Origin of the sequence: Zhouia amylolytica AD3 (genome assembly GCF_000511935.2) — a bacterium.
Lineage (GTDB): Bacteria > Bacteroidota > Bacteroidia > Flavobacteriales > Flavobacteriaceae > Zhouia > Zhouia amylolytica.
On record NZ_AYXY01000019.1, the window covers coordinates 479485 to 494176 of the forward strand.

Below are 14692 nucleotides of genomic sequence, written 5' to 3' on the forward strand. Positions count from 1 at the left end.
AAAATTCAAATCCTTTAGTCTTTTTCAATGGGATACTCCGATTGACCCCATTCTGTCCATGAGCCATCATAGACTTTAACACGATTCTTATTGGCTATTTCACTTGCCAACATTACAATACATGCGGTTAATCCAGAGCCACAGGTAAAAACATATGGCTGATCTGATACAATTCCAGCTTGTTTAAAAGCTTTTTGAATATCTTCAGGCAACTTATATCTTCCCTCATGCAAAACTTCTTTAAAAGGCAGATTTAAGGATTTAGGTATGTGACCACTTCTTATTCCTTGTCTTGGCTCAGGAATTGAACCTTCAAACCTTTTAGAGGACCTAACATCGATTACGAGGTCTTGTTGGCTATTTATATTATGAAAAACATCCTTTGCACTCACCACCAGTTCTTTAAGGAAAGTGGCTTTGAATTCACCTTCTTCAAAAGCTTCGGAATCCAGCTGTAGCGTTGTTTCATACCCTGCGGCGATCCAGGCAGATAAACCGCCATCTAAAACAGCCACATTATGATGTCCCATAACTTTAAACAAAAATCGGACTCTGGGACTAAAATAGACCCCCAAATTATCATAAACCACAATTTTGCTATGATTAGAAACACCCAAATTACGCACCCCTTCTTCAAAGGCCTGTACTGAGGGTATTGTATTCGGCAAATGGCTCTCCTGATCACTAAATACTTTCTTAAGGTCAAAAAACCTTGCATTTGGAATATACTTCCCTTCGAATTGAGGAGTAAGTCCTGAAACATTATCACTTTGACTAGCATCGAGGATCACAAGGTCTGGATCCTGCATGTGATCATAAAGCCAATTTGCTGATACAATTGTGGTTTGCATAGATCAATATTACAAAATATAATCTGTGCTCACAAAATTTGAAGCTTTACTCCCAAGTAAGTCTTCAAGAATTCTATTATTATAAACCGTATCCTTAGATGCCACGAATGTTCTTATAGAGAAGGAACGTAATGCATCATGAACACTGAGTGTGCTTACTGCCGAATCTTTTCTACCGGTAAACGGATATACATCAGGTCCTCGTTGACACGAACTATTCAGATTAACTCTACAAACCAAATTCACCAAATTATCAATTAATGGGGCGATGGTTCTGATATCCTTTCCAAAAAGACTCACTTGTTGTCCATAATTAGAGCTGGCTATATCATCTATTGGCTCTTCGATTTTCTTAAACGGAATTACAGGAATAACCGGTCCGAATTGCTCTTCTTTATATACACGCATATCTTTGGTTACCGGATAAAGTACTGCCGGAAAAATGTAATTTTCGGTGGTCTCCCCTCCTTTTTCATTTAATATTTTAGCTCCTTTTTCTATGGCATCATCTATTAGTTCCTGGATATACTCAGGTTTTCCAGGCTCTGGAAGCGGTGTTAGTTTAACTCCATCTTCCCATGGATTTCCGAATTTTAATGCATCAACTCTTTCTGAAAAGCGTTTATTAAACTCCGCTACAATATCCTCCTGAACATAAACCAATTTTAAGGCTGTACAACGCTGTCCATTAAATGAAAGAGTTCCTGCTATACATTCATCAATGGTAAGGTCTAAATCAGCATCTGAAAGAACGATTGCCGGATTTTTAGCTTCCAAACCAAGTACTAAACGCAAACGGTTTTTAAACGGGTGTTGATCTTGAAGTGCCACAGCAGACTTACTATTCCCAATTAACGCTAAAACATCAATTCTTCCCGATTGCATTATCGGAGCTGCTACTTCCCGGCCTCGACCAAATACAATATTAACCACACCTTTAGGAAAGCTGTTTTTAAAGGCTTCAAGAAGTGGTGTAATCAATAATACACCATGTTTAGCAGGTTTAAATATTGTTGAATTACCCATTATGATGGCGGGTATCAACAATGCAAACGTTTCATTAAGTGGATAGTTGTATGGTCCTAAACATAAAACAACACCCAGTGGTCCCCTGCGAATATGAGCATATACTCCATCACGCTTTTGAAATTTAGCACAATCTCTATCTAATTGCTTATATTCTTCAATGGTGTCATAAATATATTCAACGGTACGATCAAATTCTTTTTGCGAATCAGGCAGGTTCTTACCAATTTCCCACATAAGGTATTTCACCACAACATCCCGTTGTTTCTCCATTTGCTTGACAAAACGCTCCATGCATTCTATCCTGTCTGCAACCTTCATAGTCGGCCAAAGTCCTTTTCCCTTGTCAAATGCATTACACGCAGCCTCCAAAGCTTCATCGGCTTCAGGTTCTGACATATATGGTATTGACCCTAATAATGTAGGTGCATAAATCCCTTCTTTATTAATGGTGTGAATACTTGAGTAAACGGGTGTTGATTCACCTTCCCATTTCTTAAGTTGTCCATTAACCAAGTAAGTATCTTGGTTAAGCAGTTTTTTAATCTGAAATTCTTCAGGTATTTCGGTTGTTTGTGTTTTCATAAATTGTCATTTAGTTTGTATAGTTTAGACACACGTTATGGGTCTTCTTAAATCTTGGTATACTTACTTTATTACAGGATTAAAAAGTGTTATAAAGTCTTAGTATTGCTAAAGAGAAGCTCTTATAAAAATGAAAACCTCACTTAAATTGAATAAGTAAGGTCTTATTTATGTTTAAGATCGTGATCAAATTTAATTATTATAATTTTTAAAATTAAATCACCTACTTTAATTTAACTTAAAGGTTATTTTATACTAAAAATTGAAACAAGTCAGGTTTATTATTGATATAGTCTCCATAAAAGTTATGAGCTTTCATTCGCTGAATAAGCGGTTCGAGATCTTTCTCATCCTTTAATTCAATACCGACAACAGCAGGGCCATTCTCTTTAGCATGCTTCTTTGAATATTCAAAATGAGTAATATCGTCATTTGGACCTAATATTTCAGCAACAAATTCTTTTAAAGCCCCTGCTCTCTGTGGAAATCGAACAATAAAATAATGTTTAAGATTCGCGTAAAGTAATGCACGTTCTTTTATTTCGGCAGTTCTTGTTATATCGTTATTACTTCCACTAATCAAACAAACCACATTTTTTCCTTGAATTTGATCTTTAAAATAATCTAAGGCAGCAATTGACAGCGCTCCTGCTGGTTCGACTACGATGGCATCTTTATTATACAGATCCAGTATGGTTTGACACACTTTACCTTCAGGTACAGTAATTACATCATCGAGCTGTTGCCTGCATATTTCAAAGGTTAGATCACCAACTTTTTGAACTGCTGCACCATCGACAAACTTTTCAATCTTCTCTAATTCTGTATTCTCATTATTTTTAATAGAGGTAGACATTGAGGGTGCTCCTTCCGGTTCTACTCCTATTATCTTCGTCTCTGGCGAAAGCATTTTAAACACTGTAGAAAGACCTGACGCCAGCCCTCCACCACCTACAGGCACAAAAATATAATCTATATTTCGCGACGTTTGGTTTAAAACTTCAAGTCCAACCGTTGCTTGTCCTTCTATTACTTTTTCATCATCAAATGGGTGCACAAAAATTTTCCCCTGCTCTTTACATGCCTTCATAGAGGCTTTATAAGAGTCATCAAAGGTATCTCCCTCAATAATGATATCTATATAATCTTCGCCAAACATTTTAACCTGTTCAATTTTTTGTTTTGGCGTAGGTGTTGGCATATAAATAGTCCCTTTAATCTTTAATTCTTTACAAGAATAAGCAACCCCCTGGGCATGGTTTCCTGCAGAGGCACATACAATCCCTTTTTGTTTTTCATCTTCGGTCAAAGAACTCATTTTATTATAGGCGCCACGAATTTTATACGAACGTACCACCTGAAGATCTTCTCTTTTAAGCAATACTGTATTATTAAATTGCTTAGAATAGGTAAGGTTCTTCATTAAAGGAGTAACCGTTGCAACTCCTCCAAGAGTAGCTGCTGCTTTCTTTACATCTTCTAACTTCGGTCTGTATGTTGTTTTTACTTGCATTATAAGGGGTGTAAACCGTCACAAGCACCTTAGTACCTGTGACGGCAAATTATTAAAGTGATACTATTTTCTTCATATCTGTCATTGATTGACGTAACCAGGCTCCCACCTCTTCGATTGGGTGATTTCTGATCGCATCGTTAACCTCAATCAAAGCTACATTGTCAACTGCATTTGATGTAGTGAATGGTTTACCGATCACATTGGTATCAACTGTTTTCATGAAATCAGTTAAAAGCGGACGACAAGCATGATCGAATAAATAACAACCATATTCAGCAGTATCAGAGATAATACGGTTCATTTCGTAAAGCTTCTTACGCGCTACCAAGTTGGCAATTAAAGGCAACTCGTGTAATGACTCATAATAAGCTGACTCTTCAATAATTCCTGTTTCAGTCATTGTTTCAAAAGCCAATTCTACTCCTGCTTTAACCATTGCAATCATCAAAATTCCATTATCAAAAAACTCTTGTTCTGATATTTCCGCTGTGGTTGCTGCTGTTTTCTCAAAAGCAGTTTCTCCAGTTGCTTCTCTCCAGGTTAAAAGATTTACATCGTCATTAGCCCAGTCTTCCATCATGGTTTTAGAAAAATGACCACTCATAATATCTTCCATATGCTTATGGAATAATGGAGCCATAATTTCTTTCAGTTCTTCAGCTAATCTGAATGCTTCAATCTTTGCAGGGTTTGAAAGTCTGTCCATCATGTTGGTAATTCCACCATGCTTAAGAGCTTCCGTTACCACTTCCCAACCATATTGCATTAATTTGGCAGCATAACCAGGTTCGATTCCATTTTCAACCATTTTGTCGAAACAAAGAACAGAACCGGTTTGTAACATCCCACAAAGAATGGTTTGTTCTCCCATCAAATCCGATTTTACTTCAGCAACGAATGAAGAGCGCAATACACCGGCTCTATGGCCACCTGTTGCGTATGCATAAGCTTTAGCCTGCTCAAATCCTTTATCTTGAGGATCATTCTCAGGGTGAACAGCTATTAATGTTGGAACACCGAATCCACGCTTATATTCTTCACGTACTTCTGATCCAGGACATTTTGGAGCTACCATGATTACTGTAAGGTCTTTACGGATTTGCATTCCCTCCTCGACAATGTTAAACCCGTGAGAGTAGGCCAAGGTAGCTCCTTCTTTCATTAATGGCATTATAGCTTCAACAACATTGGTATGTTGTTTATCTGGTGTAAGGTTACAAACCAAATCAGCTGTAGGGATCATTTCTTCATAGGTTCCTACTGCAAAATTATTATCTACTGCATTTTTATATGACTGACGCTTTTCTGCTATTGCACTTTCACGCAATGCATACGAAATATCCAAACCACTGTCACGCATGTTCAGCCCTTGATTTAAACCTTGAGCTCCGCTACCAACGATTACTACTTTTTTACCTTCCAGCGCCTTGATTCCTTCGTTAAATTCTGATTTATCTAAAAATTCACAAGTTCCTAATTGTAATAGTTTTTCTCTTAGTGAAATTGAATTAAAATAATTTGCCATTTTAATGGTTATTAATTGATTAATTGAAATTCTTTTAACATTGTTGATATATCCATTCGTTCTTTGGATACTGAAATTCTACCGGAGCGCGTAAACTGCATAATACCATAAGGTCTTAATTCGTCATATAACGCTTCTATTTCCGGTCGTCTTCCTGTTTTAGCGATCACAAAGAAATCGCGAGATACTGTTACGATTTCCGAATGACTCTCTTTAATTATATTTTGAATTTGACGTTGGTCAAATAACAAATCAGACTTAATTTTAAACAGTGCTGTTTCCTGAAAAATAGTTTCATCATCGGTATGATAATATGCCTTGATTACTTCTATTTGTTTTTCAATTTGTCCAACAACACGTCTAGCCCAAGATTCAGTGGTATTAACCACTATTACAAAGCGCGATACGTTTTCTATTTCCGAACCTGAAACATTCAGGCTTTCTATATTGATATGACGCTTTAAGAATATGCCTGATATTCTATTTAATAATCCTATATTATTCTCAGAATAAATAGAGATGGTATATGATTGTTTTTCTTCCATGACGATCTTAACTTAATCTGATATCTGCCACCGACGAACCTGTTGGAATCATCGGGAATACATTATCTTCTTTTTCAACTTTAACTTCTAAAAAGTATGCTTCTTTTGAGGCCATCATTTCTTGAACTGCAGCTTCAAGATCTTTTCTTTTAGAAACTCTTTTAGCCTTTATATGATATCCCTCAGCGATTTTCACAAAGTCAGGGTTAACCATTTCTGTGGAAGCATATCTCCTATCGAAAAACAACTGTTGCCATTGACGAACCATTCCTAAGAAATCATTATTCAACACTACTATTTTTACTGCAGCTCCCGTCTGGAATATAGTTCCCAATTCCTGTATAGTCATTTGATAACCACCATCACCTATTACAGCGACAACTTCACGATCCGGATCTCCCATTTTAGCACCAATAGCTGCAGGAAGGGCAAATCCCATGGTTCCTAAACCACCTGAAGTTATATTACTTTTAGTTTTATTGAATTTAGCATAACGGCAGGTTATCATTTGATGTTGTCCTACATCAGTAACAATAACCGCTTCATGTTTAGAAGCTCTATTAACCTGGTTAATTACTTCCCCCATGGTTAATCCTTCCTTTTCAGGATGAATATCGTTCTTGATTACCTTGTCAAATTCAACCGCATATCGCTTTTTAAACTCTTCATGCCAAGCCTCATGCTTATTACTATTAATTAAAGGCATTAATTCTTGAAGCGATTCTTTCACATCACCTAAAACGGCCACATCTGTTTTAACATTCTTATCGATCTCAGCCGGGTCGATTTCAAAATGTACAACTTTGGCTTGTTTAGCATAAGTATTCAGGTCGCCGGTAACACGATCGTCAAAACGCATTCCCAAAGCAATTAACACATCACACTCATTTGTCAATACATTCGGTCCGTAATTACCATGCATACCTACCATTCCAGTATTCAATTCATGATCCGAGTCTAGCGCTGATAATCCAAGAATAGTTGAGGCTGCCGGTATTCCTGCTTTTTCAATAAGCTGTTTTAACTCTTCTTCCGCTTGTCCGAGGATTATTCCCTGTCCCCAAACAATAAAAGGTTTTTTGGCACTATTGATTAATTCAGCTGCTTGCTGTACACTTGATTTATCAATTTCAGGTTTCGCATTATAGCTTCTGATTCCAGTACATTTTTCGTAACTAAAATCAAACTCTTCAAATTGAGCATTTTTGGTAATATCGATTAATACTGGTCCTGGTCTTCCAGAACGAGCTATATAAAAAGCTTTGGCTATCACTTCAGGAATTTCAGAAGCTTTTGTAATCTGATGATTCCATTTGGTCACGGGCGTTGAAATACCAACAATATCCGTTTCCTGAAAGGCATCAGAACCCAAAAGGTGGCTTGCCACCTGCCCTGTGATACATACCATTGGGGTAGAATCGATTTGAGCATCCGCTATACCAGTAACTAAATTAGTGGCTCCTGGTCCAGAGGTTGCCATAGCAACTCCTACTTTTCCAGAAACGCGAGCATAGCCTTGAGCAGCATGGGTTGCTCCTTGTTCATGACGTGTTAAAACATGATGAAGTTTGTCCTGAAACTTGTACAACTCATCATAAATTGGCATTATAGCACCACCCGGGTACCCATAAACCAAGTCTACTCCTTCCGCCAACAAACAATGTATAACGGCTTCGGCACCACTTATCCTCATGGTAGTTTGCTTTTTTTCCTGTTTTTTGGTTAATGTTTTTGTTTCCATAATACTCCAGTTAATACATCTTAAACAAAAGTTATGTTTAAGCTTCTAAAGCAACTGTTTAAAATTCATCGGTAACGCATCCTTCAGAGGCCGATGACACAGTTTTAGCATATTTATATAATACTCCTTTCTTAAATTTCAATTCCGGTGCTTTCCAATTGGCTCTTCTTTTTTGAAGCTCCTCCTCAGAAATCTCTATATTGATGGTATTATTTACGGCATCAATTGCGATAATATCTCCATTTTCAACCAATGCTATATTACCTCCCACCTGTGCTTCAGGTGCAACGTGTCCTACCACAAAACCATGAGATCCTCCAGAAAATCTACCATCGGTTATGAGGGCTACATCTTTCCCTAATCCAGCTCCCATAATTGACGAAGTTGGTTTTAACATTTCCGGCATTCCTGGTCCTCCTTTTGGTCCTTCGTAACGGATGATTACTACATCTCCTTTTTTAACCTGTCCTGTTTTGATACCTTCATTTACAGCTTCTTCACCATCAAATACATTTGCCGTTCCTCTAAAAGACAAGCCTTCTTTTCCGGTAATCTTTGCTACGGCTCCTTCTGTGGCCAGGTTTCCAAAAAGGATACGAATGTGACCTGAATCTTTTACCGGTTCATTAAGTGGTTTAATAATATCTTGTCCGTCTATTAGATTTGGTACATCTTTCAAGTTTTCAGCAAGGGTTTTTCCTGTTACCGTAAGGCAATCACCATGTAGCATATTATTATCCAGCATGTATTTTAACACACCAGGTATTCCTCCTACTCCATGTAGATCTTCCATAGAATATTTACCACTTGGCTTTAAGTCTGCCAGCAAAGGCGTGCTATCACTAATACCTTTAAAGTCTTTTAAGGTAAAATCAACCTGTGCTGCTTTTGCAATTGCTAAAAAGTGAAGAACGGCATTGGTTGAACCTCCTAAAACAGTAACTAATCTGAAGGCATTTTCAAGTGATTTTTTAGTAACGATATCTAAAGGTTTGATATCCTTTTCCAATAGTAATCGAAGTGCTTCTCCTGCTTTAACCGATTCTTGCTCTTTAATGTTTCCACTACTAACGGCTGGGTTAGAAGAGTTAAATGGTAACGACATCCCCAAGGCTTCTATGGCAGAGGCCATGGTATTTGCGGTGTACATTCCTCCACATGCTCCTGCACCAGGGCAAGCTTTATGAACCACCTCTTTATATTCTTCCTCATCTATCGTTCCTGCAACTTTCTGTCCATAGGCTTCGAAGGCAGATATGATATCTAATTTCTTTCCGTTATGACAACCCGAAGCGATTGTACCCCCATACACCAACACTGAAGGTCTGTTTAAACGCAACATGGCCATTAAGGCGCCGGGCATATTCTTATCGCAACCTACAACGGTTACCATCCCATCATAACTCATTGCCTCTACTACTGTTTCCATTGAATCAGCAATAATATCTCTTGACGGTAAAGAGAAACGCATCCCAGGTGTTCCGTTTGAGATACCATCACTTACCCCTATGGTATTGAAGATCAACCCAACCAGACCGGCATTTTCCGTTCCTTTCTTAACATGTAAGGCTAAATCATTAAGGTGCATATTACAAGGGTTACCTTCATAACCTGTACTTGCAATCCCTATTAAAGGTTTTTGTAAATCTTCATCGGTAAGTCCGATTGCATGTAACATTGCCTGTGCTGCTGGCAATGACGGATCTTGTGTAACTTGCTTACTATACTTATTTAACATTTTACTTATAATATTCTTATTAAACAGCTAAATTATTTGAATTAATACTCTCTTTCTTTTTATTCTCGTTTAAGCATTCAAACTCAAATGCATTTACATTAGTTTAAGTCATTGATTTACAGTTATTTATGTGTTATTTTTTATCATATTCAACTTTAAAAATTTGTTTCAACTAAAAAGACCTGTATCGGTTGGTCGATACAGGTCTTTTTGATTATTAACATAAAGCATCTGTATCAGTTCACCATGGAATGATAATAATGACGATAATGTTAATAATGACGTTTTGTAATTTCATTTAATATAGTCTATAAAAAAAGCCTTCCGTTAGGGGAAGGCTTTTAAATATTATTGATATACCAACCCCTTATCATTGTGAAATAATCACAATAATGACAACAGCGATGATATTAATTAGATTTCTTTTCATTTACCCTGCAATATTATCTATAATTATTTGGTAAAAAAAGTATCTTTTGATTTTTTTTCAAAATATTAAGGTTTTCAGGAAACTTAGCAAGCGATTCACCAATAAAAGTACGTGTTCTATTCCTGCACTTAAGCTGCAATGCCCAATAACTATATAAACCATACTTTAACCATACTCTATCTATACTGTATCTATACTTTAGCACCGGGCCTAGAGCATTTAAGATATACTTTAAAATAGCTTTATTGATCTATAAAAGCAGGCTGATTTTACCTTTTAATAAGATTAAAATACCAGATCTCGATTTATTGCAACGCCAATTAAAGATATCCCGAATGGGTATAGGAAACTATTTGGTGTGAATAATTCTGGTATTCATTCTGAGAAGTTGGGCACGCACGATAGCGGAAATCGATTTATAACTTCTATTCGTCATTCATTTCTATAAGCTCATGTTTTATAGCATACAACACCAGACCTATACGGCTTTTTACCTGTAATTTTTCAAATAAGCTTTCTCGGTAACCATCAATGGTTTTTGGAGAGAGACACATTTCGTTTGCAATTTCTTTATAAGTCATTTCGGAGCATGCATACTTTAGAAACTCCACTTCTCTGTCTTTTAGATAGATCTGATCTTTCTCTGATTCTTTCTTGTCGAGGGTGTCCAGCAAGGTGTTTGTAATTCGATCTGAAAAGTAAAATCCTTTTTCTACCACGTCTGACAAAGCTTGTTTAAAGATATTTGGGTGAATATCTTTTAGCAGGTAGCCCTTTGCACCAAATCGAAGCATTTTAATAATCGTGTCTTCCGTATCATCCATGGAGAGGGCTATCACTTTGAGTTCGGGCATGTTTTCCTTAAGCCACCCCATGGTTTCCACGCCATCCATAATAGGCATATTAATATCCAATAAAACAATATCAGGAACATGTCCATTCGAATTGAGCACCTCTATAAAATCCTTTCCGTTAGCGGCGTGAAAAATAACCTCATAATTATCAAAGGACGAAACCAATGTTTGTAATGATTGCGCAAATAGTAAGTGATCGTCGACTATGGCTATGGAGTACTTTTTCATGACGTTAGGCGGTTTTATTTAGTTTTTGTTCGTATGGATACGTTAAAGTTACGGAAACTCCTTTATTTTCTTCTGCTTCTATGTTTAGGGTAGCCCCTATTAATTCAGATCTGCGTTTCATATTGGTAAGTCCGGCCCCTTCTTTTACATTTTTCAGATCAAATCCGATACCATTATCAACGGCAGTCACTTTCAGATGATCAGGCAGGTATTCCACCACGATGGTTAGCAAAGAAGCTTTGGAATATTTCACTACATTAGAAAAGCATTCCTGGAATATTCTAAAAATAATGATTTCATCTTTTTTATTAATCTTAACCTCATCTCCTTTGATATCAAAGTCAATTGTAAGAAAGTTGAGGCGTTTAAAGCGTTTGATTTCAGTCTCCAGGGACTCCAACAGCCCTATTTTACTAATATAATCAGTATTTAGGGTTCTCGAAAGCTGACGAAGCTCTTTAAGTCCTTCACCCAATACATTGGAAGCCTCACCAAATGCCTTTTGTTTGTCTTCCGGGATATCTGCCTGCAGCATATTCATTTGCATTTTCGCCACTGATAACAATTGGCCTATGTTATCGTGTAATTCCCAGCTTAGGTTTTTAAAAGCCTGTTCTTGAATTTCGGTTTGAGCACGGGCTAATTCTTCATCGAAATAGCGTTTTTGCTCTGCTTTTTCAATGAGTAGTTGTGTTTTACGTTTTTGATAGGCCAGAAAAAAAGAGACTACAAAAACAATTACAATAACTATAAGTACACTCACATAGATAATGAGGCTAATGATTTCTTTTTGGTTTTCCATTAAAAGCTACAATCTGGAATATTTATACTATAAACTTATACATTTTTAAAGTTACTAAAGAAAACGCAAGGGAATAAATTAGCTGAGAGGGGCTTTTTCCCCTTTTTGAACCCTGGCGTTGATAAGAAAGCCAACAATCAATGAGCCATAAATGGTTATGTTTGAAAAAAGAAGAATATTATCATAAATCGGATGTGAAAAGTTCAATTGATTGGAAAATATAAATATTGGAACAGTAGAAAGGTTATAAAGCAATGCTGAAGTAATCACCCAAAAGTCAATTTTTTTATGAAAATTCAGTATTATTTTACTATTCAGCACTTCCAAGTAATACATAGTGGCTGCGATAAAGAAAAGCATAGCTCCAACAATCCTTGTTATTGGGAGCCATTCTTTTAAAAGAAGATTCCATTTCATTACAATTTCAAGTAATGAAATTATAGTGAAAATTATTAATAGTAACCTAACCCAAGATTTTAACCTAATTTTACTTATCAATAAAATGATATAGGTAAGATAAAACATATACCACAAAGGTTTAAAAACATTAAACAGCCATATAGGGCTTTTCAATATCCTTTGATCTATTATTGTCAGTAATAACTTAAAAATATGTAATTCAGGGTAATAGTAAAAATAATACGGAATCATTGCTAATAATTCAATTATTACCACTACCCATAAAAATACAGCAAGCAGCTTATTAGATTTTGAACGCTGTAATTTGTAATTAATTACACTCAAAACCGCTGCCGAAATCTGCAATAAGGTTATTAATAAAATAAAGGGATTTGAAAACAATTATTCAATTTTAATAATCTGTTGGAGGAATCTTCCCATACCCATCATTATACGGATCAATATCCTCTATAGTTTCATCTTCTCCAGTACCAGGCTCTGTGGATTTTAGAGAAACTGAATCCGTTCTTTTCGTAGGAGCCATAAACATAGTAGTTTGTCCATTTTTGGTACCATCATCGTATTTCCCCATAAAGAAACGAAGCCCCAGGTTTTCGTAGCCTTTTTTAGCAGCCTCCGCTTTTACATAGGCTATATACTCTTCCACCTCCTCAACAGACCACCAAAAGTCTCTGGCTTCCTGCTTACCCAACTCTTTTTTCAGAATTTTTTCAATAATATCTACGTAATTTTTTTGAAGCTTTTTCGCATTATCTTTGGTAATGCATTTTTTAGGTTTCTGAGTCATTTTCTGGTATTTATATTAGATACGTAACAAATCTACAGAAAATTTTCATAGCTCAAACTGTTAGTTTAAATTTTCTATGAGGTATTTTTTGACAAAATCTTTTATTTATTCGTGAGGTTCAGATTGAATGATCAACCCTACCATAAAACAGCCATACATTACATAGCAGGATAGTACTAAAACGATGATATAAAAAGGTTGTGAAAAGTTGAATTGCTCAGCAAATATAAAAATGGGAATGGTTATTAAATTAAAGAACAGAACGCCCATGGTGAACCAGAATGAGAAGGCGGTTTTAAAATTGAGAATAAGATCAGTTCTCAGCAGGTTTTGCATATAGGCAAAAATGGCTACCAGGGTGCAAAAAACGCCGGCATACATATGGGGTTGCAGCCAATTTATTAAAAGATCGTTGTAGTTAAATAAGCTAATAAGTACGAATACGGTATAAAGTGCAAAAAGAACATACCATCTTTTAGTATAGGTTCCTTTGGGTATAACCCGTTTGAAGTAATAGAGATAAAAGTAAAATGAAATTATAGAGTACACGCTCCCAACCACCACACCACTTTCGGTTATGGACGGAGGTAGTATTCTTTTTATTATTTCTATAAAATGACTATCGGGAAAAGCTTCATTTAGTGTAGGAATCATTCGTACTACCTCAATTACAAATACAAACCATATAAATGGAAGAAACACATTGCTCGGGGTGTTTTTAATGGTTTTATATTCCAAGGCAGCTATGATGGCCGTTAATAAAACGATCACAAAAATTGTTTTATGAAAGTAGAAATAAAACCCCATCTTAGTTTACTATTGGCGTTTTTCTAAGGTAGGAATAAAAATTAAGAATGTTAACGTACAGCCTGCTTGCGTAGATTTCTTTCTTCCCTGGCGTTAATGATAAAGCCAATAGTAAAGGACCCGTACATCACTAAACATGATAGAGAAAGGATAAACAAGTAAATGGTATTGGAAAACTCTAATTGTTTTGAAAAAATAAATATAGGGATGGTCATTACATTGAAAAAAAGCAATCCTATAGAAATCCAAAAAGACAATAATTTATAGAAGCTGAATAGTTTATTACTATTAAATAGTACTTTCATATACATTCCGACACATATCATTACTGATAATACGCCAACTATTTTGTGATAAACCAGAAACTTTTTAAACACCACATCTGCATTAAAAAAATGATCCAATACTACTGCTATGGTATAAAAAATCACAAGACCATCTATCAATTTTCTTTTCTTAAAATCCTTTATCAGGTAACGATAATAGATCAAAAAGACATAAAATGAAATTATAGAAAAGAGAGCTCCCAGCCAAAGCACCGTATTTAAAAAGACGGTAGGAATTATATTTTTTAAAAAAGAATACACCTCAGAGTCAGGGTATTTCCAGAAATAACTTATTAACTCAGATAAAAACTCTGTCAATAAGACGTAAGACAGAAAGAATAAGAATATTTTGTTTGGGGTGTGTTTATAGTACCTATAGGTAACCAATGCCGTTATAAAAGCGAAAAATTCACTTAAATAGATTACCTTCCTAAATAAAATCTCATTGATGATCATACTTAAAAGGGTTGGTTTTTGAGCCAACCCTTTACTAATGTATTAAAAAATAATT

13 protein-coding genes are annotated in these 14692 nt (G+C 35.9%); all 13 read right to left on the bottom strand.

Going from position 1 to position 14692, the window contains the following annotated elements; genetic code table 11:
• Positions 1-14 precede the first annotated feature (14 nt).
• The 13 genes from P278_RS06795 to P278_RS06855 all read right to left on the bottom strand — a co-directional run bounded on the left by P278_RS06795 (position 15) and on the right by P278_RS06855 (position 14637).
• Positions 15-851: a sulfurtransferase gene (locus P278_RS06795; RefSeq protein ID WP_038264166.1), complete on the bottom strand. Its 837-nt coding sequence runs from the start codon at positions 849-851 to the stop codon at positions 15-17.
• Positions 852-860: 9 nt separating this feature from the next.
• Positions 861-2462, bottom strand: a complete 1602-nt coding sequence (locus P278_RS06800; protein WP_038264169.1) for an NADP-dependent glyceraldehyde-3-phosphate dehydrogenase — start codon at positions 2460-2462, stop codon at positions 861-863.
• A gap of 250 nt (positions 2463-2712) precedes the next feature.
• Positions 2713-3975 (bottom strand): threonine ammonia-lyase IlvA, encoded by a 1263-nt coding sequence (ilvA, locus tag P278_RS06805; protein WP_038264172.1) that lies wholly within the window; start codon positions 3973-3975, stop codon positions 2713-2715.
• Positions 3976-4027: 52 nt separating this feature from the next.
• Positions 4028-5503, bottom strand: a complete 1476-nt coding sequence (gene ilvC, locus P278_RS06810) for a ketol-acid reductoisomerase (RefSeq protein ID WP_038264175.1) — start codon at positions 5501-5503, stop codon at positions 4028-4030.
• An 11-nt stretch (positions 5504-5514) separates the two neighbouring features.
• A complete protein-coding gene (gene ilvN, locus P278_RS06815) occupies positions 5515-6048 on the bottom strand; it encodes an acetolactate synthase small subunit (protein WP_038264178.1) in 534 nt (177 codons plus the stop codon).
• Between the two features lie 7 nt (positions 6049-6055).
• The gene (gene ilvB / locus P278_RS06820) at positions 6056-7789 is read right to left on the bottom strand and encodes a biosynthetic-type acetolactate synthase large subunit (RefSeq protein WP_038264180.1); all 1734 of its coding nucleotides are present in this window, start codon (positions 7787-7789) and stop codon (positions 6056-6058) included.
• A gap of 58 nt (positions 7790-7847) precedes the next feature.
• Positions 7848-9527 (bottom strand): dihydroxy-acid dehydratase, encoded by a 1680-nt coding sequence (ilvD, locus tag P278_RS06825; RefSeq protein ID WP_038264183.1) that lies wholly within the window; start codon positions 9525-9527, stop codon positions 7848-7850.
• A gap of 855 nt (positions 9528-10382) precedes the next feature.
• Positions 10383-11039, bottom strand: coding sequence for a response regulator (locus tag P278_RS06830; protein ID WP_038264185.1), 657 nt, complete (start codon positions 11037-11039; stop codon positions 10383-10385).
• Between the two features lie 4 nt (positions 11040-11043).
• Positions 11044-11841 carry a sensor histidine kinase gene (locus P278_RS06835; protein WP_038264188.1) on the bottom strand — a complete coding sequence of 266 codons (798 nt, stop codon included), beginning with the start codon at positions 11839-11841 and terminating at the stop codon, positions 11044-11046.
• A 78-nt stretch (positions 11842-11919) separates the two neighbouring features.
• The gene (locus P278_RS16505) at positions 11920-12258 is read right to left on the bottom strand and encodes a hypothetical protein (RefSeq protein ID WP_139226606.1); all 339 of its coding nucleotides are present in this window, start codon (positions 12256-12258) and stop codon (positions 11920-11922) included.
• Between the two features lie 394 nt (positions 12259-12652).
• The gene (locus P278_RS06845; protein WP_051413445.1) at positions 12653-13048 is read right to left on the bottom strand and encodes a hypothetical protein; all 396 of its coding nucleotides are present in this window, start codon (positions 13046-13048) and stop codon (positions 12653-12655) included.
• A gap of 105 nt (positions 13049-13153) precedes the next feature.
• Positions 13154-13819 (bottom strand): hypothetical protein, encoded by a 666-nt coding sequence (locus tag P278_RS06850; protein WP_152973903.1) that lies wholly within the window; start codon positions 13817-13819, stop codon positions 13154-13156.
• 86 nt (positions 13820-13905) lie between these two features.
• Positions 13906-14637, bottom strand: a complete 732-nt coding sequence (locus tag P278_RS06855) for a hypothetical protein (protein WP_055725810.1) — start codon at positions 14635-14637, stop codon at positions 13906-13908.
• Positions 14638-14692 lie beyond the last annotated feature (55 nt).